Raw genomic sequence first — 21,754 nt, forward strand, 5'->3', positions numbered from 1 at the left:
GCCGGTCTCACTAAATGGACGCAGGCAATTTCGTGCTTTTCTACGAGCGGGGAGCGAGGGGTTCGGATGCGTAGCTTCGAATTCCTGCTCGGGTAGGGGTATTTCACCCGCAGGTGTCCCAGTTTTTCCGTTGAACGTGAAATTAATGAACAACGTCGGCCGGTCGACCCCGGAGGGTCGGCCGGTGTTCTTTGTGAACTGCTTCACATCGGAAGATGATCTTGCCCTGTTAGCCTTCCGAGGCACGTAACGAAACAGTGGGGGATAACAGTGCGTTATCGGCTGTTCGCTGCGCAGGGGTACATCACCGAACCCTTTATGCGCAGCTATGAAGATCTGCCTGCCGACGTACATCTGCGAGACGGCCATCATTTCCGTTACCGCGCGTTCGGAAAGGCTCGCGTCAAGGGCGAGATGCTGCTGTGGGAAGAGGACACCTCCTTCTTTCAGAGCGACGCGATCAATGAGTACGCGGGCGGCATGGACCGGCGATTCGCGCCGCTGGGCGACCCGGCCAAGGAGTTTGCCGAGGGGCTCGTGAACGCTCCTGCCATCCGCGAGCTGGCCGCCGCCGAGGAGTTCGAGATCGGCTGCCACCAGATCCGCATCACGGCGGCGGACGACCGGCCGGGATTCCCGGCCCCGGAAGGGTTTCACCAAGACGGGTACGACCTGATAGCCGTGACCTGTGTGGCGGCCGAGAACGTGAGCGGCGGAATTTCCCTGGTGCGGGAAAATGCCGCGGCCGGCGAAATCATTCTGGAGCGGGTGATGGCCCCCGGCGAATCCCTTTTCCTGGCGGACCGGGAAGTCAAGCACTACGTCAGCCCCATCACGCCGAAAATCCCGGGTGAACCCGCCTACCGCGACGTAGCCGTCATTACCTTTTCCCTCGGAGAGCAGGCCCAGTGAGCATCGCGCCGTACACCATTCAGGACTGGCTCTTCAGCCGCGCACAGGGCCGGTTCGACCTGGACCTCGCGGAGAGCGGCGTCCAGTTCCAGCTGCTGCGGGACGTACCGCTGGAGCCCGACTGGGAGATGGACTACAGCCTCGACCGCGGGACGCACGAACTGCGCGCTCGGATCGGGGCGTTGTACGACGACGCTCAGGCCCCCGGCGCTCCCGTACAGGAGGACCGCCGCGATGTCGTCGTGACGCACGGCGCCCAGGAAGCCCTGTACCTGCTCTACCGGTCCGCCCTGCGGCCCGGGGACCACGTGATCACCACAGCGCCCGGCTGGCAGCAGGCCTGGGAGGTCCCCGCCCACGTGGGCTGCGAGGTCACGGTGCTCGACTGGCGCCCCGGCGCTCCCTTCGACGCCACGGCCCTGGAGCGCGCCGTGCGCCCCGAGACCCGGATGCTCATCCTCAACAGCCCGGGCAACCCCTCGGGGCGCCTGCTGACACAGGCCGACTGGGACGCCGTACTCGACGTGGCGCGCGCCCACGACCTGCTGGTGGTGAACGACGAGGAGTACCTCCTCGACTTCGCCGATTCCGTCACGCACCGCCATGAGCGCTCGGTCTCCGTCTCCGGACTGTCCAAGGTCTACGGACTGCCGGCGCTGCGCGTGGGCTGGGCCAAGGGGCCCGCGGACATCATCGAGCAGATGGTCAACTACAAGCGGTACACCACGGTCTCCAACTCCCTGGTGTGGGAACGGGCCGCGGCCCGCGTCCTCGCCGACCGGGAGCGGCACCTGAAGCGCTACCACACGCTGGTGGACGGCGGCCGCGCACGGCTCGAGGCGTTCGCCGCGGAGCACGCGGACACTCTCGAACTGGTACGGCCGGAGAACACGCCGTTCGCCTGGCTGCACCTCAACACCACCGTCTCCTCGCAGCAGTTCGCCGAGGAACTGCTGGAGAAGCGGCGCACGCTCGTCATGCCCGCCGAGGTCTTCGGATCCGAGCGGGGGCTGCGCATCAGCTACGCCCGCCCGGCCGACGTGCTCGACGAGGGGCTGCGGCGCCTCTCGGCACAGCTGGCCGAATCCGCGTGAGGCAGCGGGCGGCGCGCCGGAGAGCGCGCCGCCCGCACCGGGCAATGTACGAGCAATTCGACGCAAGGGATGGATGACGCGTGCTGGACGAACGCGTGACAGCCGGGACGGCCCGCGCCTCCTTCCATGAGGACCTGGCCGTCGCGGCGAGGCTGACCGTGCCCGTGGCGATGGGTTACCTGCCGCTCGGGGCCGCTTTCGGCATTCTGCTCGTCAGCCAGGGACTCCCCTGGTTCTGGGCGCCGACGACCGCGCTGGTCGTCTTCGCCGGGTCACTGGAGTTTCTCGCCGTATCGATGGTGACCTCCGGCCTCGGCCTGGCGGCCATCGCCATGACCACATTCCTGGTGAACTTCCGGCACGTCTTCTACGGGCTGTCGTTCCCGCTCCACCTGCTGACGGGCCGGCTGCAGCGCGCTTACGGCGTCTTCGCCCTCACCGACGAGACGTACTCACTGCTCGCCGCCAACCCCGACCAGGAGCTCAACGGGCGCCGCATCACCCTCATCCAGCTCCTCAGCCACGGCTATTGGGTGACGGGCAGCCTCGCCGGCGCCCTGGCCTCGTCGGCGCTCCCGGAGGACATCGACGGCATCGAGTTCGCGCTCACCGCCCTGTTCGTCGTCCTGGCCTGGGACCACGGCCGCAAGAAGGCGAATCTCCGGCCCGTCCTGTACGGCCTGGCGGCTTCGCTGGCGGCCGGACTCGTGGGGGGCGACCAGTTCCTCACGGTGGCCGTGATCGCCTTCCTCCTCCTGCTGGTTGCCGACTACACACTGTCGAGGTCCAAGCGTGCCTGAACCGTCCTACGTCGTAGCGGCCATCGCCATCATGAGCGCGGTGACCCTCGCGCTCCGCGCGGCGCCCTTCGTAGTCTTCCGCAACGCGACGGGCTCGCCGCTGCTGCAGTACCTGCGCAGCGCGCTCCCCCCGGGGATCATGGTCATTCTCGTGGCGTACAGCGTGCAGTCGGTCGATTTCACCAGCCCGCCGTACGGAGCCCCCGCACTGGCCGGCATCGCGGTCTGCGGCGCCGTCTACCACTGGCGCAACAGCCCCCTGCTCGCCATCGTCCTGGGCACCGCCACCAACATGGGCCTCGTGCACGTGCTGTGAGGAGACCGATGAAGAGCATCGTCATCATCGGCGGCGGTGCCACGGCCGTGTGCGCCTTCCGCGCCGTCACCGAGGCCGAGGACATCGCCGCCGTCCGGTTCGTCGCCCCCGGACCCATCGGCATCGCCGGCGCGTTCGGCTCGGGTGACCTGCGTGCCCTGTGCAACACCTCCGTGGACGTCACCTCGCTGTCCCCGGACGGGGAATCGGGGCTGCTGAGCTACCTCGCCGCGCGCGGCTGGCCGGTCCACCGCGACGACTTCGTACCCCGCTTCCTGGTCACCCAGTACCTCAGGGAGAGCTTCCAGCGGCTACGGGACGACTGTGTGCGCCGCGGCACGCGCGTCGCCCACGTACGAGGGCGTGCCCTCCGCGTCACCGGGCTGCCGGGGGACTACCGGGTCCACCTCGCGGACGGCAGGGTACTGCCCGCGACGGACGTCCTCGTCTGCGTCAACGGAACCTCGACGGCGCACCCCGAGTACCTCGTCGGGCACCACCCGGCCGACCGGCTGTTCACCACGCCCTACCCCCTCGGCGCGCTGCGCCGCATACCGGCCGGGGCGCGCGTACTGGTGGCGGGCACCAAGCTGTCGGCCATCGACGCCGCCCTCGTGCTGTGCCGTCGTGGCGTGCACACGGTCATGACCTCGCCCTCGGGAGAACTGCCCGCCGTCCGCACCCGCTTGCGCCGACACCGCGGGACCGGTCTCGCGGCCGAGTTCCGGAGCCTGCTGGCGGCCGGAGCCGGTCCGCAGGAGCTGCTGCGGCCGGTGGCACGCCGCATCCGCCGCCGGCCGGGCGGCGACCGGCACCCGGCGGCCGCCGCGCGGCCCGCCGCCGTCGACGCCGGAGCCGCCCACCGGCGCCTGCTGCGGGACACGGAGCTGGCCGAGGCCGGACGGCTGCCCTGGCAGGACACCGTCGCCGAAGTGATCGACGCGCTCAACGCCGTACTGTCCGAACAGCCCGCCGCGGTACGACAACGCGTGCTGGCCGCTCACCGCCGTACGGTCACGCGCTTCATCTCCGCCATACCGGTCACGAACGCCCGGCTGCTGCTGCGCCACCTGGACGAGGGTCTCCTGGCCGTCGCCGACGAGCAGCCGTACCGGGCCGTCCCCGACCCGGCGGGCGACGGCTGGACCGTCACCTGGCCCGACGGTCGCCAGGAACGCTACGACTGGATCGTCTGCGCCACGGGATTCCGGCCGCCCGCCCTGACAGTGGGCCCCGACGCGAGCCTGCACATCGGAGCGCCCGCCGAAGCCCCCGGCCACCGGGCCGTCGAGGTGGGGCCCGACCTGCGCATCTCCCGCGGCCTTGGGGCACGGACCGGGGCGCCCGAGAGGATCTGGGCCCTCGGCGCGACGGCCGGCGCCCGTTTCCCGATCGTCAACTACCTGCGGGCAGCCGCCCAGCACGCCGGCCTCGTCGTCTCGGCCCTGGCCGGTGAACCCCTTCCCTCCGACGGTGTCCGAGCGGGCGCCGCCCCCACCCTCGTACCGGCGACCTCCGCCGCGCGAAAGGACGCACTGTGATTGCCCTGGTGAACCCCGTCTCCACCGGCGCCGAACTGGCCGCCGCCTTCGAGGAGGAGGGAGGCAGCTGCGTCCACGTCTACAGCGCCGGCCAGCGCGCCGCCCACGAGGCCGACCCGCACCCCTTCCGGCTCCTGATCGACGGGCCGGCCGCCGTGGCACCGGCGGCGGAGCAGCTGTCCCGGCTGGGCGTCGACACCGTCATGGCGGCCAGCGAGTACGGGGTCACTCTCGCCGACGAGCTCGCCGAACTGCTCGGGACGCCGCATCACGACCCCGCGCGGCGCGCCGCCAGGCGGGACAAGTACCTCATGATCCAGGCCCTGAAGGCGGCCGGCCTGCCGCACGCCCGCACCGTGACCGTCACATCGGAGCCCGAACTCGACAAGATCCTCGACGACTGGGACGACTACCCCCTGGTCGTCAAGCCGCTCGACAGCGCGGGCAGCGACGGCTGCACCCTCTGCCCCGACCGGGACACAGCGCGCGCGGCCTTCCGCCAGGTCACGGGCGCGACCAACCTCATGGGCAGCACCAACAACGAGGTCGTCGTCCAGCAGTGCCTCAACGGCGTCCAGTACATCGTCAACACCGTCAGCATGGGTGGCCGGCACCTGCTGACCGAGCTCTACGCCGAGCGCATCGACCGCGTCGACAACGCACCGATGCTGCGCCACATCATCTCGCGCGGCTCCCTGTCCGGCCCGGAACAGGAACTCGTGGACTATGTGCTCAGCTGCCTCGACGCGCTGGGAATCCGCGAGGGCGCCGCCCACACCGAAGTCATGCTGACGCCGGAAGGCCCCCGCCTGGTCGAGGTCAACTCACGGGTCATGGGTCCGTCGCTCGCACCGGACCCCTACCACGCCGCGTTCGGCTACAGCCACCAGCACCTCACCGCGGAACGCGTGCTGCGCCCCGACGAGTTCCAGCGGCGCTTCGACCTGCCGTACGCCCCGGCCCGTACGGTGGCCAAGGTACTGCTGCGGCCGCACGCCGACGGCGTACTGGAGGCGCTCGACGGGCTGCGCGTGCTGCGCCGCATGCCCGGCTTCCACAGCATCGCCCGGCTGCCGGTGGTCGGCGAGCCCGTGCGCGACCGCTATCTGACGACCGGCGCCTGCGGCATCGCCTACCTCGTCCACGAGGACGCGCAGCTGCTCGAAAGCGTGCTGGAGACGCTGCACGAGATCGAGGACAGCGGCGACTTCTTCCGCCTGCGTCCCGCAGGGGACTGAGATGTCCGCGCTGCTGATCCTGCTGTCCGTACTGCTGCAGGCCGGCTGCTTCGGCTATCTGTCGGGACGGCTCACGCCGAGCGGCAGCCTGCTGCTGTCCGGAGTCGGTTTCGCCATGGCGGCGGCCTTCTTCTCCTGCCTGCTGCTGATCCGGCGGTGGCGCGGTGCGGCCTCCCGGACCGCACCGCGACCGGAACGCCGCCGGGTACGGCAGCTCCTGCTGGTGGTCAATCTCCTCACGGCCGTCACCTTCCTGAGTTTCTACGTCGCCCTCGCGTGGATTCCGGCGACGCTCGCCAGCGGCATCGAGACGGCCCTCGGCCCGCTGGCGCTGGCCGGGCTGCAGTTGCTCCCCGGCGGCTTCGGGGCACGGCCCACCCGCCGTACGTGGCTGCACGCCGCCGGGCTCGCCCTCGTGGGCGGCGCGCTCGCCTGGCGGCTGACGGATCTGGACCATGTGCACTGGCCTGTCCTGGCGGGCGTCGTGCTCGCAGTCGTCGCCGGGGCCGGAGCCTCGGGGCTGGCGCTGGCGTCGAAAGCGCTCGGCCGTCTCGGCGTGGACCCCGTCACCGTCACCGCACACCGCTTCCACCTGACCTACCTGGGTGCGGGAGCGCTGTACCTCCTCCAGGCGGCGACCCCGGAGGAGAGCGGTGTCCCGGTCGGTCTGCTGCCCCTGATCGGGGCCACCGCGGTGACGGCACCGCTGTTCGTGCTCCAAGTGGGCCTGCAGCGCGCCGATCCGAGGGTCGCCATGACGATCCTGACGACGCTGCCCGGAGTCACCTACCTCTCGGAGGCGGCGTGGGGCGGGCCGCTCGACCTCGTAGGCCTCGGACTCACCGTGCTCCTGGCCGTACTGGCAGCGGTCTCGGCGGTGCCGGTGCGGCGCGCGCCGGCGGAACGGAGGCACGTGCGGGGGAGCCGGCCGGCTGACCGTGCCGGCTCCGCGCCGTGAGAGCGAGGAGCCGGTCGACGGCCACGGCTCAAGCGGGAGGCTCCCCGATGAACCCCGCGACGAGTTCGCGGACGTACGCCTCGTCCGTACCGGGAATCGAGAAGACCACCCGAAAGTAGAGCGGCGCGATGATTCGGTCCAGCACCTGCTCCAAGGACGGGGGCGGGGGTACGTCGCCACGCTCCCGCGCCGTGTCGAGAACGGGGCGGAAGCGCTCGCTGACCCTGTCCAGGCACTCGCGCAGTCCCTCGTGCCGCTCGTCGACGTCGGGCGCAACCTCGGCGCGGAAGAACGCGATGCCACCGGGCCGGGAGAGCTCCGCCAGCGTCCAGATCGCCTGGTTCTCCAGGTCGGTGCGCAGGTCGCCGACGAGCGGGGGCGCGCCGACGTCGCCGCGGTACTTGGCGACGTCGGCCAGGAGCGCGGCGAGCGAACCCCAGCGCCGGTAGAGGGTGCTGGAGTTGACCCCCGCGCGCTCGGCCACGGCGGGGAGGGTCACCTGGTCGGCGCCGCGCTCGCTCACCAGCGCGACCGCGGCGCTGTGCACGGCGGCACGGACGCGGGCGCTGCGGCCGCCGGGTCGCTTCGTCGATGCGTCAGCGTTCACCCCTCCATCCTAAAGCAAAGAGTTGCGCCTTAGTGGGCAGGGCGCTTACGGTCACACTAAAGCGGAGGTCACTGCTTTAGAGCTCTGAAGGGAATGTCATGTCCACCAACGAAGCCACCCTCGCCCTCGGGCGCAGCTTCCACCAAGCCCTCGTCTCGGGCGACTGGGACGGCATCCGGGCCCTGTTGCACGACGACGCCACTTGGACCCTGCCCGGCGACAACACCATCTCCGGCACAGCCGATGGCGCCGACGCGGTGGTGGAGCGTGCTCGGCGGATCGCCTCGTACGGCCTCGACTTCGAGCTGCTGCACCTTCTGGTCAGCAGGGAGAACATGGCGCTCTCCCTGCACAACACCGCGCGCCGGGAGGACGCCGTGCTGGACGAATACCTGGCCACGGTCTGCCGGCTCCGCGACGGAAAGATCGCGAGTATCGAGACGTATCTCTCCGACGTGCCCGGGATGAACGCCTTCTTCGTCTGACGACTCCCAGCACTTAAAACTCGAGCTCAGGCCGTGACGAGATCGTCCGGCGCGGAGCGGGCCAGGTCGGCGAGTGTGGCCAGTGCCTGGGACAGCACCTCGGGCCGTGGCGAGGCGAGGCCGAGCCGGACCGCGTTGGGGGAGTGGTTGCCGCCGACGGCGAACGCGGCGGCCGGCGCCACGCCGATGCCATGGCGCGCGGCGGCGGCGACGAAGGTGTCGGCGCGCCACGGCCGGGGCAGCTCCCACCAGCAGTGGTACGAGCGCGGGTCGCTGCGGACCGTGAAGCCGTCCAGGTGCCCGGCCGCGATCTCCTGGCGTACGGCGGCTTCCCGCTGCTTGGCCCGTACGAGCGTCTGCACGGTGCCGTCCCGCTGCCAGCGGGCGGCCGCCTCCAGGGCGAAGCGCGCGGGGGCCCAGCCCCCAGAGCGCAGCGCGGTGGCGATGGCGCCGGCCAGGGAGCCGGGGGCCGTCACGAACCCCAGGGTCAGGCCGGGGGCGATGCGCTTGGACAGGCTGTCGACGAGAACGGTGCGCTCGGGGGCGAAGGCGGCGAGCGGCGGGAGCTCGTCACGGAGGAAGGCCCAGATGCTGTCCTCGACCGCGGTGATCCCCAACCGCCGTAGTACGTCGGCCAGTTGCTCCACCCGCTCGCTGGGCATGGTGAGCGACAGCGGATTGTGCAGCGTCGGCTGTACGTAGACGGCGTGCAGCGGGCCCGCGCGGTGGGCCTCCGCCACGGCTTCCGGGACCAGCCCGTGCTCGTCCATGGCCAGCGGGACCAGGGTGATGTCGAGGCGCGTGGCGATGGCCTTGATCACCGGGTACGTCAGCTGCTCGACGCCGAGCCGGGCGCCCGGCGGCACCAGGGCGGTGAGGACGGCCGAGATGGCCTGCCGCCCGTTTCCCGCGAACAGTACGTGCGCCGGGTCGGGGCGCCAGCCCCCGCGGGCGAGCAGCTCGGCGGCGGACTCCCGTACGGCCGGAACGCCCGCGGCGCCGATCGGTCGCAACGCGTGCTCCAGGACGTCGTGCCGCAGCATCCCGCCGAGGCCCTCGGCCAGCAGCGCGGCCTGCTCGGGCACCACCGGGTAGTTGAGCTCCAGGTCGACCCGGCTCAGCGCGGGTTCGGTGAGCGCCGGGGCGGCGGGGCGGGGGGCCGCGCGGACGAACGTGCCGCGGCCCACTTCGCCCACCGTGAGGCCGCGGCGGGCCAGTTCCTGATAGACGCGCGCCGCGGTGGAGTTGGCGATGCCGTACTGCTGCGCGAACCGGCGCTGCGGGGGCAGCCGGTCGCCCGGCCGGAGGGCGCCCGACGCGATCTCCCCGGCCACGGCGTCGGCGACGCTCTGGTAGTCCTGCACGGCTCTCCCCTTGCTCGCTCCCGCCCTTCCTCTGGCCGCGCCACCCAACCACGGAATTGCACCGAGTGCAATAGGGGATATTGCATCGAGGATTGGCGAGCAATACGCTCAGGGCATTGCGCTGGCATGGCGCTGACAATTGAGCGCACAATGAGGGGTTTTCATGGTGGAAATGAGCGGGATCCTCGGGGTCGTCGCGGTGTCCCTCGGAATGGTGCTCACGCCGGGCCCGAACATGGTCTATCTCGTGTCCCGCAGCATCACGCAGGGCCGGCGGGCCGGCATCGTCTCGCTCGGCGGGGTCGCCCTGGGATTCATGATCTATCTGCTGGCCGCGAACCTGGGCCTGTCGGTCCTCTTCATCGCCGTACCCGAGCTGTACTTCGCCGTGAAGCTGGCCGGCGCCGCCTATCTCGCCTACCTCGCGTGGAACGCCCTGAGGCCGGGCGGCCTCTCGGCCTTCGACCCGCAGGACGTCCCGCACGACTCGCCGCGCAAGCTGTTCATGATGGGCCTGATGACGAACCTGCTCAACCCGAAGATCGCCATCATGTACCTGTCCCTCATCCCTCAGTTCATCGACCTGAAGGGCGGCCATGTGCTGTTCCAGGGCCTGCTGCTCGGCTCGGTCCAGATCGTGGTCAGCGTCGCCGTCAACCTGGCCATCGTGCTCGCGGCCGGCGCCATCGCCGCGTTCCTCGCGCGCCGCGCCTCCTGGCTCAAGGCGCAGCGCTACATGATGGGGACGGTGCTCGGCGCGCTCGCCGTGTCACTGGCGATCGACACCTCGGCGCCGACAGCGACCAACTGACCTTGCCGGATGGGTGCCTACGGCAGCCGCTCCAGCAGCCACGTGCACAGTTCTTCGGTGATCTCCGTGTGTCCGGTGGTCGTGGGCGAGCAGAAGTACTCGTCCAGCTCGCTCTCGTCCGGACCCATGCTGCTGATGTCCGCGTAGAGGTCCTTCTGGGCGTCGATGTCGCGGACCGCGACCGCGCTGACCGAGGGGACGAAGCAGAGGTGCTCGTGGCGGAGGTCCACCTCGGCGCCGAACTTCTTCAGCATGTCGGCCAGGATCTTGTACGAGTTCAGGGTGCCGCCGGGGGCGCCGTCGAGCTCGGGGAAGCCATCGGTGGTGATGGTCTTCTCGGCCTGCGGGAACTTGCGGTACAGCTGGGCGGCGGTGACCTTGCTGCCCTGGGCCTGGGTGTGGAAGGTCGTGCCGGGGTAGATGCGGTCGACCTTCAGCGCGACCTCACCGGGCGGGACGTCGGGCAGCCCGATGCCGTCGCCGCGGCCGTTGGCCACGGCGATGAGGCGGGGACGCCGCGGCCAGTCGCCGAGCCTCCGCAAGTCCGCCAGGAACTGCTCGCGCAGGGGGTCCACCCGGATCTCACCGGTCTTGCTGTCGTAGTGGCGCCAGAGCATCTGCCGGGCGGCGGGGCTGTTCATCTGCCGCGCGAAGTCGTTGGCCAGCGGGATGAAGTGGGAGAACGCCTGGAGGCCGACGGGGATGACGCCGCCGCGGTGCGGGGTGTCGTAGGAGAAGTAGAGCGCGGTCTGGTGATCCATGCGTTGCATTTCCAGCTTGGCCAGCGCATAGCGGGTGATCAGGCCGCCCATGCTGAAACCGCCGACCGCCAGCGGGCTGTCCCCCGCCCGCCGGGTGATGGCCTCCATGATGGCGGCCACCGCGGTCCCGGCGTTGTCCACGATGGACGAGGTGCGCTCGTCGAAGCCGAGCAGGATGACATCCCTGCCCGCCTGACGCACCCTGCTGATCAGCGGGAAGTCGGCTTCCAGGCCCGCGTACAGCCACTTGAGGTCGCTCTTGCCGAGGTTGAATCCGTCGGCCATGATGACCGGCTTCTCGAGCTGCTGGCGGCCCTCGGCGTAGTAGACGTGGGCGAAGCCGTTCGGAAGTAACCACTGCTCGTCCGGCTCCGGCACCTCGACCGGCCCGGCCGGTGCGGCGGACAGCGGATCTGCGATGGTGAACGCGCCGATGGCCTGCTCCGCCTGCGCACCCTGCTGCTGCGACAACGTCTCTCCTCGTGTCTTCGCGCATGGCGCAGCGGCCCGCTGGGCACGGGCTCGGAGACTGCGGGGAGGCGCGAGGACGGGCACATCATGGGCATGGCCACCATGGGTCGGCGAGGGCTGGTCACTCCATTCACCTTTATGAGTGCGAATGCCGCTGGAGCCGTTTATTCCACGGCGCATGCTGGGCACCGTGCGCCCCTGAAAGCCTCGAATTCCCCCTCGCCACCGCGGTCTTCCGCCGGGCCGGGTGCGCGGCTGCGATCTTCGCGGCGCGTAAGGGTAGGCGAGGGAGAGACCCTCAGGGCATGCTTGGCGCCATGTTGCAGCAGGCACGTACGCGGTGTGCTTGGGACGACGTGCAGTGGGAGTTCGCCGAGTACCGCGAGGAGGACCACCGATGAGCGTTCCGGAGAAGACCACGGCGCCGGACGGCCGTCCGCTGTCCTACGAGAGCGGCGAGCGCGGCCGTCCGCTGCTGGACCGCACCATCGGCGCCGACCTGGAGCTGGCCATCGAGCGGTTCGGCGACCGCGAGGCGATGGTGGACGTGGCCGGCGGGCGGCGGTGGACGTACGAGCAGTTCGGGCGGGCCGTGGACGAGGTGGCACGCGGACTGCTCGCCAAGGGGGTGGGCAAGGGCGACCGGGTGGGCATCTGGGCGCCCAACTGCCCCGAGTGGACGCTGGTCCAGTACGCCACGGCCCGCATCGGCGCCGTCATGGTCAACATCAACCCGGCCTACCGGGTGCACGAGCTGGCGTACGTGCTGAATCAGTCCGGCGTCGAGGTGCTGGTCTCCGCGGTCACGCACAGGACCAGCGACTACCGGCGGATGGTGGCGGAGGTGCGCGCGGACGCCGCCCGGCTCCGGGAGGTCGTGTACATCGCCGACCCCAGCTGGGAGGAGCTGCTGGCCGCCGGTACCGCGGTCCCGGCCGCCCGGGTCGCGGAGATCGCCGCGACGCTCGACCCGGACGACCCGATCAACATCCAGTACACCTCGGGCACGACCGGCTTCCCCAAGGGCGCCACCCTCTCGCACCGCAACATCCTCAACAACGGTTACTGGGTGGGCGAGACGGTCGGTTACACGGAAGCGGACCGGGTCTGCCTGCCGGTGCCCTTCTACCACTGTTTCGGCATGGTCATGGGAAACCTCGCGATCACTTCGCACGGCGCCTGCTCCGTCATCCCGGCCCCCGCCTTCGACCCGGCCGCGACCCTGCGCGCCGTCCAGCAGGAGCGCTGCACGTCCCTCTACGGGGTGCCGACGATGTTCATCGCCGAGCTGAACCTTCCCGACTTCGCCTCGTACGATCTGAGTTCGCTGCGCACCGGCATCATGGCGGGCTCGCCCTGTCCGGTGGAGGTCATGAAGCGGGTGGTCGCCGAGATGCACATGGCCGAGGTCTCCATCTGCTATGGCATGACCGAGACCTCGCCGGTCTCCACCCAGACCCGCCGCGACGACGACCTGGAGCACCGCACGGAGACGGTCGGCCGGGTGCTGCCGCACGTCGAGGTGCGGGTCGTCGACCCGGTGACCGGCGACACCGTGCCGCGCGGCGAGCCCGGCGAGCTGTGCACCCGCGCGTACAGCGTGATGCTCGGCTACTGGGAGGAGCCCGAGCGCACGGCCGAGGTCATCGACTCCGAGGGCTGGATGCACACGGGGGACCTGGCGGTCATGAACGACGACGGCTATCTGCGGATCGTCGGCCGGATCAAGGACATGATCATCAGGGGCGGTGAGAACGTCTATCCGCGGGAGATCGAGGAGTTCCTGTACGGACACCCGAAGATCGCGGACGTGCAGGTGGTCGGCGTGCCGGACGAGAAGTACGGCGAGGAGATCGCGGCCTGCGTCATCCTCAAGGACCCGGCCGACACCCTGACCCAGCAGGAGCTGGCCGACTACTGCCGCGACCGGCTCGCGCACTACAAGGTGCCGCGCCACCTCGACATCCTGGAGTCCTTCCCGATGACGGTCAGCGGCAAGGTCCGCAAGATCGAACTCCGCGACCGGCTGGCGGCGGAGCTGTCCGGCGGCTCATCCGGCCAGGCGTAGGAACGTCCACGGGTCGTGCGCGTTGAGCACCGTGATCTCCGCTGCGCGCGCGGCCTCGGCCAGCCGCCGCTGGTTGGCGATCCGCAGCTCCGCGTCCACCTGTGCGTCAAGCTGGATGAAGTCCATCAACGGATGCGAGGACGGGGCCTCCGCGGCGATCTCCAGGTGGTAGAAGTAGGCGTCCCCGGCGTGCAGCAGCCACCGGTCCCCGTCGCGCACGGCGATCCCGGCGTGCCCCGCGCTGTGCCCGCCCAGCGGTACGAGCAGGAAGTCGCCGCCCAGGCCCGCCAGTTCGCGCACGCCGGCGAAGCCGGCCCAGGTGTCGCCGCCACCCGCCGCGTACGTCTCCCAGCGCGGGCCGTGCGCCCAGTGGGCGGGGCGGTACCGGAGGCTGGGGGCTTCCGCCGCGGCCGCCGCCAGCTCGTCGGCCCGCACATGCACCCGCGCCGCGGGGAAGTCGGGCAGCCCTCCGGTGTGGTCCACGTCGAGATGGGTCACCGCGATGTGCCGGACGTCCTCGGCCCGGTAACCGAGCCGCTCGACCTGCCGCACGGCGGGCTCCGCGGGGTCCAGTGCGGGCGCCGCCAGCTCCTGCCACTCCTGGTCCAGGGTGTCCTGCGGGCGCTGTACGTCCGCTGTGCCCAGCCCGGTCTCGACGAGGACCAGTCCGTCCGCTTCCGTCTCGACGAGCAGACAGTGGCAGACGACGGGCAGCGGCCGCGGCCCGTGGTAGGTCGCCTCGATGGTCGTCATCGAGCCGCAGTTGAGGTGATGGATCTTCATGCTGCCCCCGATCTTCATGCCACCCCCGATCTTCGGGCTGTCCCCGATCTTCATGCTGCCCCTCCGACGGTGGGTGCCGTGAGCTGTGCTTCGATCAGCGTGCCGACCCGGTCGGCGACGGCATGGACGACGGTGGCGACCGGGCAGCCGTCCCGGTAGTCCGAGGCCGTCAGCCCCTCGGCCAGCAGGCCCCCGAGCGCGGTCACCGCCGCCCGGGCCCGTCCGCCGCCTCAAGGCTTCTCAGGGGCGGTCGAGCCGGAGCCGTACCGCGCGGGGCAGGCCCGCGACGACCAGGTCGTAGGAGTCCTCGATCAGCTCGCGGACCAGGCGGTCCGGCAGCCCGCCGGTGAGCGAGACGGTGTTCCAGTGCCGCTTGTTCAGGTGGTACCCGGGGACGATCTCGGGGTGCGCGGCGCGCAGCCGGACCGCCTCGTCGGGGTCGCACTTCAGGCTGACGGTGAGCGGGTCGGCGGCGTCCAGCGAAGAGAGCGCGAAGATCTTCCCGCCCACCTTGTAGACCGCCACGTCGGGGTTGCCGGGGAAGGGGAACTCCTCGGCCGAGCCATTGAATTCCAGACAGAAAGCGCGCAGGGCGTGGTGATCGAACATGAGGTCATTATGTGGCGTCGAGCTCTTGACCTGACTACTTGTCATATGGCTGATTGAAAGGCCGTTGGACGAGGTGATGGAGGAAGACCCGGTGCTCACGCTCGAAGGCAAGACCGCGATCATCACGGGTGCGGCCCGCGGCCAGGGAGAAGCCGAGGCCCGGCTCTTCGCCCGGCTCGGCGGGCGGGTGGTCCTGGCCGACGTGCTGGACGAGCCCGGGAAGCGGGTCGCCGACGAGATCGGCGAGGCGGCGCGCTACGTCCACCTCGACGTCACGGACGAGGCGGGCTGGAAGGCCGTGGTGGCCACCGCGGTCGAGACCTTCGGCGGGGTGGACGTACTGATCAACAACGCGGGCGTGTTCCGCTCGATGCCGCTGGCCGACGAGTCGGTGGAGAACTTCGAGCGCACGCTGCGGATCAACCTCGTCGGCCCGTTCCTCGGCATCAAGGCGGTCCAGGACGCGATGGTGCGGGCCGGCGGCGGCTCCATCGTCAACATCTCCTCCGTGGGCGGTCTCACCGGCATCCCCCGTACGGGCGGCTACGGCGCCTCCAAGTGGGGGCTGCGCGGCCTGACGAAGATCGCCGCACTGGAGCTGGGCCAGTACGGCATCCGGGTCAACTCCGTGCACCCGGGCGTCATCGACACCCCGATGGTCGCCGAGGTCGCGGCCATGCCGGAGTCCGGCGCCCACCCGGGCGTCGCGCTGGGCCGCATCGGCCTGCCGAACGACGTGGCGGGCCTGGTGGCCTTCCTCGCCTCGGACTCCTCCGGCTATCTGACCGGCGCCGAGATCGCGGTGGACGGCGGCTCGTCGGCGGGCCCCATGCCGCCGGCCGCCGCGCAGGGCGAGGCGGCCGCTGTGTGAAACGTCTCCTCGGGAGTTCCGGCGGTTCCGGCCGGGGCGAAGGGGGACGCAGTGGCACAGAGCGGTCGGTGGTTCCTGGCTGATTCGCGGCCCCCTCGCCATGCCCTCGCGGCGCCCTTGCAATCCCCGTGCAGTCCTCTTCCGGTCCTCGCGTCACTCCGTAAACTGTTCGGCAAAGCGAACGGTGCGCACGGAAGCGACGTTCGGTGAACGGAACAGGCGTGAGGACGCGCCGCGGCGGAAGGCGGGAAGGGTGAGCGCTCCCGAGGGCTCGATCCGGGACATGCTGGCGGCGAACCTGAAGCGCGCCAGGACGCGGCGGGGACTCTCGCTCTCCGAGCTGTCCCGGCGCTCCAGGATCGGCAAGGCCACGCTGTCGCAGCTGGAGTCCGGCACCGGAAACCCCACCATCGAGACGGTGTTCAGCCTCTCGCGCGCGCTGGAGGTGCCGATCTCCGGACTGCTGGACACCCTCCCGGCCGACGGCCCGACCGTGGTGCGCGCCGCCGACGTCGAGGTGCTCAGCGGCGAAGCGGTCGACCTGCGGCCGCTGCGCCGCTTCGAGCTCGGCGAGGCCGGCTTCGAGGTGTACGACCAGCAGGTACGCGAGGGCGCCCGGCAGAACTCGCTGGGCCATGTCGGCACCGAGCACACCGTCGTGCAGGCCGGACGGCTGGCCGTGGACGTGGACGGCGAGCACATCGAGCTCGGCCCCGGCGACTACGTCGGCTTCGATGCCTCGCGGCCGCACGCCTACACGGCGCTGGGCGGCCCGGTCCGCTCGGTGCTGCTCCTCCAGTACCGGGCGGGCGTGCGGCCCGCGGACGGCGACGCGCACCCGGTACTCGGCCCGCACACCTGACAGCGGCGCCCGGCCGCCGGCACTGATGCTGCGTCAGATCAATTCCGCGGCATTTTCGTGTTACTTCCATTGACCTTCCCCCGGCCCGCTTCTAGCCTCGCATCGTTCGGTAAAGCGAACGAAGGAGCGGCCAATGCGGTCGATGAACAGAACGCGGGTCGTGGTCCTCGGCGCCGGGATCGTCGGCGCGGCCTGCGCACGCGAACTGGCCCTGGACGGCGGCTTCCAGGTGACCGTCGTGGACCGGGGCGGCGCCGCCGAGGCGACCACCGCACACGGCGAGGGCAACGTCCTCGTCTCCGACAAGGGCCCGGGGCCCGAGCTGGAACTCGCCCAGCTCTCCCGCCGGCTGTGGCCCGAAACGCTGGCCGCCGTCGCCGGGCGCTCGCCCCGCGCCGCCGACGCCGTACGCGCCGTCGAGTGGGACCCCAAGGGCGGCATTGTCGTCGCCACCACGGAAGGGGGTGCCAAGGAACTGACCCGCTTCGCCGCCGACCAGCGCGGGGCCGGAGTACGGGCCGACCCCCTGGACGCCGCCGCACTCGCCGCGGCCGAACCGCACGTCACCCGCGACCACGCCGCGGCCCTGCACTACCCCGAGGACGCCCAGGTGCAGCCCGCCGCCGCGGCCGCCGCGCTGCTCGGCGATGCCCTCGCGCACGGCGCCACGCTGCGCACCGGCTGCGACGTCCTCGGCGCCCGCACCAGAGGCGGCCGCCTCACCGCCGTCCGTACCTCCGAAGGCGACCTGGCCGCCGACCTCTTCGTGAACGCGGCCGGCCCCTGGTCCAGGCGGCTCGCAGCGCGCCTCGGCGCCCCCGTCGACGTCCGCCCCCGCCGCGGCGACATCCTCGTCACCGCACCGCTGCCGCCCACCGTCTTCCACAAGGTCTACGACGCCGACTACGTGGGCGCCGTCGGCAGCAGCGCCGAGGACCTGCAGACCTCGGCCGTCGTCGAGGCCACCCGCGGCGGCAGCGTGCTGCTCGGCTCCTCCCGCCGCCGCACCGGCTTCGACGACCGGCTGCGCCCCGAGGTGCTGTCCGCCGTCGCCGCCAAGGCGCTCCGGCTCTTCCCCGGCCTCGCCGACGTGCCCGTCATGCGCGCCTACGGCGGCTTCCGCCCGTACGTACCCGACCACCTGCCCGTCATCGGCGCCGACCCGCGGCTGCCGGGGCTGTGGCACGCGACCGGCCACGAGGGCGCCGGCATCGGCCTCTCGCTCGGCACCGCCCGCCTGCTGCGCGACCTGGTGCGCGGCGCCGCACCGGAGATGGACCCCGCCCCGTTCCGGGTGGACCGCCCCGCCGTACTGGGGACACCGGCCCCGAGTGAGGAGAGCGCATGAGCCCCCGACTGATCCGCGCCGCGGCCGACGCCACCGGGCGGCGGCCCGAGCGGCCGCTGCGCATCACCGTGGACGGCGAGCCGGTCACCGGCATCGCGGGCCAGAGCATCGCCGGCGTACTGCTCGCGGCCGGCCGCACCTCCTGGCGCACGGCGCGCTCGGGCGCCCCGCGCGGGGTGTTCTGCGGCATCGGCGTGTGCTTCGACTGCGTACTGACCGTCAACGGCGCGTCCGACGTACGGGCCTGCCGGCGCCGGGCGGCGGACGGGGACGTGGTGACCACCCAGAGCCGGTCGGACCGGACTCGGTCGGACGGACCGGCAGTCGGCGACGCGGCGGGGGAGGGCGCATGACGCATCGTCAGGTAGTAGTGGTCGGCGCCGGTCCCGCCGGGCTGGCCGCGGCCGCCTCCGCGCTGGCCGCCGGGGCTGCCGTCACCCTCCTCGACACGGCCGAACGGCCCGGAGGCCAGTACCACCGCATGTTGCCCGAGGAGTACGGCGCCGCCCGGCCGGGGCGGCTGCACCACGGGTGGGCCGCGTTCGACGCCCTCCAACGCCGCGTCCTCGGCCACCCGCGCTGCACCTGGCTGGCCGAGACCGCGGTCTGGGCGCTGGAGCGGCCGGAGCCCGGGCGGCCCGGCCCGCCCCTCGTCCACACCCTGACCGGCCCCGCCGACGGCACGGACCGGCCGCGCCGCACCCTCGCCCCCGACGCGCTGGTCCTCGCCCCCGGCGCCCACGACCGGGTACTCCCCTTCCCCGGCTGGGAGTTGCCCGGCGTGTACGCGGCCGGCGCGGCGCAGGCGCTCGCCAAGGGGGAGCGGCTGGTCATCGGCGACGACGTGCTGCTCGCGGGCAGCGGCCCTTTCCTGCTCCCCGTCGCCGCCGCGCTGCTGGAGGCGGGCGCCGGGGTGCGGGCGGTCCTGGAGGCGAACCCGGCGGCGACCGTCGCCCGCGGCTGGGCGCGCCGCCCCTGGGAACTGGCGGAGCAGCCCGGCAAGGCCGCCGAACTCGCCAAGTACACCACCCTGTTGGCCCGCCACCGCGTCCCGTACCGGATGGGCCGGAGCGTCATCGAGGCGCGCGGGGACGGCCGCGTCGAGGAGGCGGTCACCGCGCGGCTGCGCCCCGACTGGTCGGTGGTCCCGGGCAGCGAGGTGACCGTCGCCGTGGACGCGCTCTGCGTCGGCCACGGCTTCAGCCCGCAACTGGAGCTGCCGCTCGCCGCGGGTTGCGCGCTGCTGCGGTCCCCGGCCGGCGAGTTCGTGGCCGTCGACGGCGACCAGCTGACCAGCTGCCCGGGCGTGTACGCGGCCGGGGAGATCACCGGCATCGCGGGCGCGCCGGCCGCCCGTACCGAAGGCGCGCTCGCGGGCTGGCTCGCGGGCGGCGGCGACCCCGCGGCGCCCGCGCTGCGCCGGGTGCGCCGCAACCGCGACCGGGGCCGCGCCTTCGCCGCGCGGCTGGCCGCCGCCCATCCGGTCGGGTCCGCCTGGCCCGGCTGGCTGCGCCCGGAGACCGTGATCTGCCGCTGCGAGGAGACCGATTACGGCACGCTCTGCCGGGCCGCCGGCGAGGAGGCCGGCGCCGCGCCGCGCGTCACCAAGCTCGCCACCCGCGCGGGCCTGGGCCCCTGCCAGGCCCGGATCTGCGGGCCCACCGTCGCCGAGCTGACCGATCGGCTGCGCGGCGACCGGCCCGCCCGCCCGGCCGACGGCCTGCCCGTCGCCGCCCCGCACCGCCGCCCCATCGCCCAGCCCATCCGCCTCGGAGAGCTGGCCCGTACCCCCGACCCCTCGGACCCGGACACGCACGCGAACAGCACGGCCCCGGACACGCACACGAAGGAGAGCACCGCATGAACAGCACCGCCTCCCACCGCCCCGCCGGCCTCGGCGGCGTGGTCGTCGCCACCGCGCTCCCGTACCGCGAGGACCCCGCGGCCCCCGCCGGGCTCGCCGTCGACCTGGACCGCTACGCCGAGCACTGCCGCTGGCTGGTGGACAACGGCTGCGACGGCATCGGCCCGAACGGCTCCCTGGGGGAGTACTCCTCGCTCACCGACGACGAGCGCCGCGCGGTCGCCCGTACCGCGATCGAGGCGGTCGGCGACGACGGCACGGTGATCGTCGGCGTGCACGGCGTCGGCAGCCACCAGGCCCGGCACTGGGCCGAGGTCGCCGCCGAGGACGGCGCCGACGGCGTGCTCTGTCTGCCGCCGACCATGTACCGCGCCAACCCCGGCGAGGTCCTCGCCCACTTCGAGGCGGTGGCCGGCGTCGGCCTCCCCGTCATGGTCTACAACAACCCCATCGACACCAAGGTCGACCTCACGCCCGCGCTGCTCGGCGAGATCGCACAGATCGACAACGTCGTGGCGGTCAAGGAGTTCTCCGGCGACGTGCGCCGCGTACTGGAGATCAAGGAGCAGGCGCCCGGGCTCGACATCATCAGCGGTGCCGACGACGTGGTCCTGGAGAGCCTGCTGATGGGCGCCGTCGGCTGGTTCGCCGGCTTCCCGAACGTCTTCCCCGCCGAGTCCGCGAAGCTGTACGCGCTTGCCAGGGCCGGCCGCTTGGAGGAGGCACGCGCGCTGTACGAGCCGCTGGTCGCCGCCTTCCGCTGGGACTCCCGCACCGAATTCGTGCAGGCCATCAAGGCGGGCATGGAGCAGGTCGGCCGGTACGGCGGTCCCTGCCGCCCGCCGCGCGGCCCGCTCGTTCCCGAGCACCGCGAGCAGGTCCGTGCCGACATGGCCCGCGCGATCACCGCGCTTGAGAAGCTGGCGGCCGCCTGATGAGGTCGGTACGCACCCTCAGCGCCGTCGACTCGCACACCGAGGGAATGCCCACCCGGGTGGTGACCGGCGGGGTGGGCCCGATCCCGGGCGCCACCATGGCCGACCGCCGCCGGTACGCCGTCGAACACCTCGACGGACTCCGCCGCTTCCTGGTCGACGAGCCGCGCGGCCACCCCGCCATGAGCGGCGCCCTGCTCCAGCCGCCCACCCGCCCCGACGCCGACTGGGGCGTCCTGTACATCGAGGTCAGCGGCTTTCTGCCGATGTGCGGGCACGGCACGATCGGCGTCGCCACCGTCCTCGTCGAGACCGGCATGGTGGCGGTCACCGAGCCGGAGACCGTCGTCCGGCTGGACACCCCGGCCGGGCTCGTCGAGGCGCGGGTGACCGTGCGGGACGGCGTCGCGGAGCGGGTCACCCTGCGCAATGTCGACGCTTTCGCGCTCGAACAGGACGCCAAGGTCGAGGTCCCCGGCCTGGGCGAGGTCCGCTACGACATGGCGTACGGCGGCAACTTCTACGCGATCGTGGACCTGGAGCAGCAGCTCGGGCTGCCGTTCGACCGGGCACGCAAGGACGAGATCCTGGCGGCCGGGCTGGCGATCATGGGCGCGGTCAACGAGCAGAACCGCCCCGCGCACCCCGTCGACCCGCTCATCTCCGGCTGCAAGCACGTCCAGTTCCTCGCCCCCGGATCCGACGCCCGGCACTCGCGCAACGCCATGGCCATCCACCCGGGCTGGTTCGACCGCTCGCCGTGCGGCACGGGCACCTCGGCGCGGATGGCGCAGCTGTACGCGCGCGGCGAGCTCCCGCTGGACACCGAGTTCGTCAACGAGTCCTTCATCGGGACGCGGTTCACCGGGCGGCTCGTCGGCACCACCGAGGTCGGCGGGGTGCCCGCCGTCGTGCCGGAGTTCTCCGGGCGCGCCTGGATCACCGCCACCGCCAACTACCTGCTGGATCCCCGCGATCCCTTCCCCGAAGGCTTCGTCCTGTGAGCGTCGCGAGAGAGATCTTCCGCCGCAAGCCCGTGGACTCCTCCGAGGAGGA

Annotated in this window: 23 protein-coding genes; 17 read left to right on the forward strand and 6 right to left on the reverse strand. The window is 71.9% G+C overall.

The genetic code is table 11. The features are described from left to right. The first annotated feature begins 270 nt into the window (after positions 1-270). The 7 genes from ACZ4MH_RS31260 to ACZ4MH_RS31290 all read left to right on the forward strand — a co-directional run bounded on the left by ACZ4MH_RS31260 (position 271) and on the right by ACZ4MH_RS31290 (position 6,859). Complete coding sequence (locus ACZ4MH_RS31260; RefSeq protein WP_351599867.1) at positions 271-912, forward strand: 2OG-Fe dioxygenase family protein; 642 nt, start codon at positions 271-273, stop codon at positions 910-912. After that, the gene (locus ACZ4MH_RS31265) at positions 909-2,006 is read left to right on the forward strand and encodes a pyridoxal phosphate-dependent aminotransferase (protein WP_351599869.1); all 1,098 of its coding nucleotides are present in this window, start codon (positions 909-911) and stop codon (positions 2,004-2,006) included. Before ACZ4MH_RS31260 ends, ACZ4MH_RS31265 begins: the two co-directional genes overlap by 4 nt. Positions 2,007-2,086: 80 nt before the next feature. After that, on the forward strand, positions 2,087-2,806 hold the full coding sequence (locus ACZ4MH_RS31270; protein ID WP_351599871.1) for an AzlC family ABC transporter permease: 720 nt from the start codon (positions 2,087-2,089) through the stop codon (positions 2,804-2,806). Beyond that, positions 2,799-3,122 carry a branched-chain amino acid transporter permease gene (locus tag ACZ4MH_RS31275; RefSeq protein ID WP_351599873.1) on the forward strand — a complete coding sequence of 108 codons (324 nt, stop codon included), beginning with the start codon at positions 2,799-2,801 and terminating at the stop codon, positions 3,120-3,122. Before ACZ4MH_RS31270 ends, ACZ4MH_RS31275 begins: the two co-directional genes overlap by 8 nt. 8 nt (positions 3,123-3,130) lie before the next feature. Next, positions 3,131-4,663: an FAD/NAD(P)-binding protein gene (locus ACZ4MH_RS31280; protein WP_467754808.1), complete on the forward strand. Its 1,533-nt coding sequence runs from the start codon at positions 3,131-3,133 to the stop codon at positions 4,661-4,663. Beyond that, on the forward strand, positions 4,660-5,901 hold the full coding sequence (locus tag ACZ4MH_RS31285) for an ATP-grasp domain-containing protein (RefSeq protein WP_351600034.1): 1,242 nt from the start codon (positions 4,660-4,662) through the stop codon (positions 5,899-5,901). The genes ACZ4MH_RS31280 and ACZ4MH_RS31285 overlap by 4 nt, the downstream gene beginning before the upstream one ends. A gap of 1 nt (position 5,902) precedes the next feature. Further along, a complete protein-coding gene (locus ACZ4MH_RS31290; protein WP_351600036.1) occupies positions 5,903-6,859 on the forward strand; it encodes a hypothetical protein in 957 nt (318 codons plus the stop codon). Between the two features lie 28 nt (positions 6,860-6,887). On the opposite strand, the gene ACZ4MH_RS31295 is transcribed toward ACZ4MH_RS31290, so the two are convergent. Further along, on the reverse strand, positions 6,888-7,466 hold the full coding sequence (locus tag ACZ4MH_RS31295) for a TetR/AcrR family transcriptional regulator (RefSeq protein ID WP_351600037.1): 579 nt from the start codon (positions 7,464-7,466) through the stop codon (positions 6,888-6,890). 98 nt (positions 7,467-7,564) lie between these two features. On the opposite strand from ACZ4MH_RS31295, the gene ACZ4MH_RS31300 reads away from it, so the two are divergent. Beyond that, positions 7,565-7,951 carry a nuclear transport factor 2 family protein gene (locus tag ACZ4MH_RS31300; protein ID WP_351600039.1) on the forward strand — a complete coding sequence of 129 codons (387 nt, stop codon included), beginning with the start codon at positions 7,565-7,567 and terminating at the stop codon, positions 7,949-7,951. A 26-nt stretch (positions 7,952-7,977) separates the two neighbouring features. On the opposite strand, the gene ACZ4MH_RS31305 is transcribed toward ACZ4MH_RS31300, so the two are convergent. Continuing rightward, positions 7,978-9,315: an aminotransferase-like domain-containing protein gene (locus tag ACZ4MH_RS31305; protein ID WP_351600041.1), complete on the reverse strand. Its 1,338-nt coding sequence runs from the start codon at positions 9,313-9,315 to the stop codon at positions 7,978-7,980. Between the two features lie 163 nt (positions 9,316-9,478). Between ACZ4MH_RS31305 and ACZ4MH_RS31310 the strand changes: the two genes are divergently transcribed. Next, positions 9,479-10,126, forward strand: a complete 648-nt coding sequence (locus tag ACZ4MH_RS31310) for a LysE family translocator (RefSeq protein WP_351600043.1) — start codon at positions 9,479-9,481, stop codon at positions 10,124-10,126. A 17-nt stretch (positions 10,127-10,143) separates the two neighbouring features. On the opposite strand, the gene ACZ4MH_RS31315 is transcribed toward ACZ4MH_RS31310, so the two are convergent. Next, a complete protein-coding gene (locus ACZ4MH_RS31315; protein ID WP_351600045.1) occupies positions 10,144-11,358 on the reverse strand; it encodes an esterase/lipase family protein in 1,215 nt (404 codons plus the stop codon). Positions 11,359-11,755: 397 nt separating this feature from the next. Here ACZ4MH_RS31315 and ACZ4MH_RS31320 point away from each other — a divergent pair, with 397 nt between their 5' ends. Next, the gene (locus tag ACZ4MH_RS31320) at positions 11,756-13,426 is read left to right on the forward strand and encodes an AMP-binding protein (protein WP_351600047.1); all 1,671 of its coding nucleotides are present in this window, start codon (positions 11,756-11,758) and stop codon (positions 13,424-13,426) included. On the opposite strand, the gene ACZ4MH_RS31325 is transcribed toward ACZ4MH_RS31320, so the two are convergent. From ACZ4MH_RS31325 to ACZ4MH_RS31335, 3 genes are read right to left on the reverse strand one after another with little or no spacing between them, the layout of a single operon-like run. Beyond that, positions 13,409-14,263 (reverse strand): MBL fold metallo-hydrolase, encoded by an 855-nt coding sequence (locus ACZ4MH_RS31325; protein ID WP_351600049.1) that lies wholly within the window; start codon positions 14,261-14,263, stop codon positions 13,409-13,411. The two genes, ACZ4MH_RS31320 and ACZ4MH_RS31325, sit on opposite strands and share 18 nt — an antisense overlap. Continuing rightward, a complete protein-coding gene (locus ACZ4MH_RS31330) occupies positions 14,260-14,415 on the reverse strand; it encodes a hypothetical protein (RefSeq protein ID WP_351600051.1) in 156 nt (51 codons plus the stop codon). The genes ACZ4MH_RS31325 and ACZ4MH_RS31330 overlap by 4 nt, the downstream gene beginning before the upstream one ends. Before the next feature lie 34 nt (positions 14,416-14,449). Next, complete coding sequence (locus tag ACZ4MH_RS31335; protein ID WP_351600052.1) at positions 14,450-14,818, reverse strand: MmcQ/YjbR family DNA-binding protein; 369 nt, start codon at positions 14,816-14,818, stop codon at positions 14,450-14,452. A gap of 91 nt (positions 14,819-14,909) precedes the next feature. Between ACZ4MH_RS31335 and ACZ4MH_RS31340 the strand changes: the two genes are divergently transcribed. The 7 genes from ACZ4MH_RS31340 (at position 14,910) to ACZ4MH_RS31370 (ending at position 21,702) form a co-directional block, all read left to right on the forward strand. Further along, positions 14,910-15,689: a glucose 1-dehydrogenase gene (locus ACZ4MH_RS31340; RefSeq protein ID WP_351600053.1), complete on the forward strand. Its 780-nt coding sequence runs from the start codon at positions 14,910-14,912 to the stop codon at positions 15,687-15,689. A gap of 253 nt (positions 15,690-15,942) precedes the next feature. Beyond that, positions 15,943-16,551, forward strand: a complete 609-nt coding sequence (locus tag ACZ4MH_RS31345; protein WP_351600055.1) for a helix-turn-helix domain-containing protein — start codon at positions 15,943-15,945, stop codon at positions 16,549-16,551. A 142-nt stretch (positions 16,552-16,693) separates the two neighbouring features. Next, the gene (locus tag ACZ4MH_RS31350; protein ID WP_351600057.1) at positions 16,694-17,899 is read left to right on the forward strand and encodes an NAD(P)/FAD-dependent oxidoreductase; all 1,206 of its coding nucleotides are present in this window, start codon (positions 16,694-16,696) and stop codon (positions 17,897-17,899) included. Continuing rightward, a complete protein-coding gene (locus ACZ4MH_RS31355; RefSeq protein WP_351600059.1) occupies positions 17,896-18,252 on the forward strand; it encodes a (2Fe-2S)-binding protein in 357 nt (118 codons plus the stop codon). The genes ACZ4MH_RS31350 and ACZ4MH_RS31355 overlap by 4 nt, the downstream gene beginning before the upstream one ends. Continuing rightward, positions 18,249-19,763, forward strand: coding sequence for an FAD-dependent oxidoreductase (locus tag ACZ4MH_RS31360; RefSeq protein WP_467754809.1), 1,515 nt, complete (start codon positions 18,249-18,251; stop codon positions 19,761-19,763). Before ACZ4MH_RS31355 ends, ACZ4MH_RS31360 begins: the two co-directional genes overlap by 4 nt. Next, entirely contained in the window at positions 19,760-20,698 is a 939-nt protein-coding gene (locus ACZ4MH_RS31365; protein ID WP_351599252.1) for a dihydrodipicolinate synthase family protein, read from the forward strand. Before ACZ4MH_RS31360 ends, ACZ4MH_RS31365 begins: the two co-directional genes overlap by 4 nt. Then, entirely contained in the window at positions 20,698-21,702 is a 1,005-nt protein-coding gene (locus tag ACZ4MH_RS31370) for a proline racemase family protein (protein WP_351599253.1), read from the forward strand. The genes ACZ4MH_RS31365 and ACZ4MH_RS31370 overlap by 1 nt, the downstream gene beginning before the upstream one ends. Positions 21,703-21,754: the final 52 nt, after the last annotated feature.

The sequence above is a fragment of the Streptomyces sp. NPDC026301 genome, from assembly GCF_055567935.1.

Bases quoted from the DNA above. Each gene is read 5' to 3' on its own strand.
- ACZ4MH_RS31320 (WP_351600047.1), top strand. From the start codon at position 11,756: ATGAGCGTTCCGGAGAAGACCACGGCGCCGGACGGCCGTCCGCTGTCC.
- ACZ4MH_RS31325 (WP_351600049.1), bottom strand. From the start codon at position 14,263: ATGAAGATCGGGGACAGCCCGAAGATCGGGGGTGGCATGAAGATCGGG.
- ACZ4MH_RS31310 (WP_351600043.1), top strand. From the start codon at position 9,479: ATGGTGGAAATGAGCGGGATCCTCGGGGTCGTCGCGGTGTCCCTCGGA.
- ACZ4MH_RS31355 (WP_351600059.1), top strand. From the start codon at position 17,896: ATGAGCCCCCGACTGATCCGCGCCGCGGCCGACGCCACCGGGCGGCGG.
- ACZ4MH_RS31370 (WP_351599253.1), top strand. From the start codon at position 20,698: ATGAGGTCGGTACGCACCCTCAGCGCCGTCGACTCGCACACCGAGGGA.
- ACZ4MH_RS31290 (WP_351600036.1), top strand. From the start codon at position 5,903: ATGTCCGCGCTGCTGATCCTGCTGTCCGTACTGCTGCAGGCCGGCTGC.
- ACZ4MH_RS31350 (WP_351600057.1), top strand. From the start codon at position 16,694: ATGAACAGAACGCGGGTCGTGGTCCTCGGCGCCGGGATCGTCGGCGCG.
- ACZ4MH_RS31300 (WP_351600039.1), top strand. From the start codon at position 7,565: ATGTCCACCAACGAAGCCACCCTCGCCCTCGGGCGCAGCTTCCACCAA.
- ACZ4MH_RS31360 (WP_467754809.1), top strand. From the start codon at position 18,249: ATGACGCATCGTCAGGTAGTAGTGGTCGGCGCCGGTCCCGCCGGGCTG.
- ACZ4MH_RS31365 (WP_351599252.1), top strand. From the start codon at position 19,760: ATGAACAGCACCGCCTCCCACCGCCCCGCCGGCCTCGGCGGCGTGGTC.
- ACZ4MH_RS31280 (WP_467754808.1), top strand. From the start codon at position 3,131: ATGAAGAGCATCGTCATCATCGGCGGCGGTGCCACGGCCGTGTGCGCC.
- ACZ4MH_RS31335 (WP_351600052.1), bottom strand. From the start codon at position 14,818: ATGTTCGATCACCACGCCCTGCGCGCTTTCTGTCTGGAATTCAATGGC.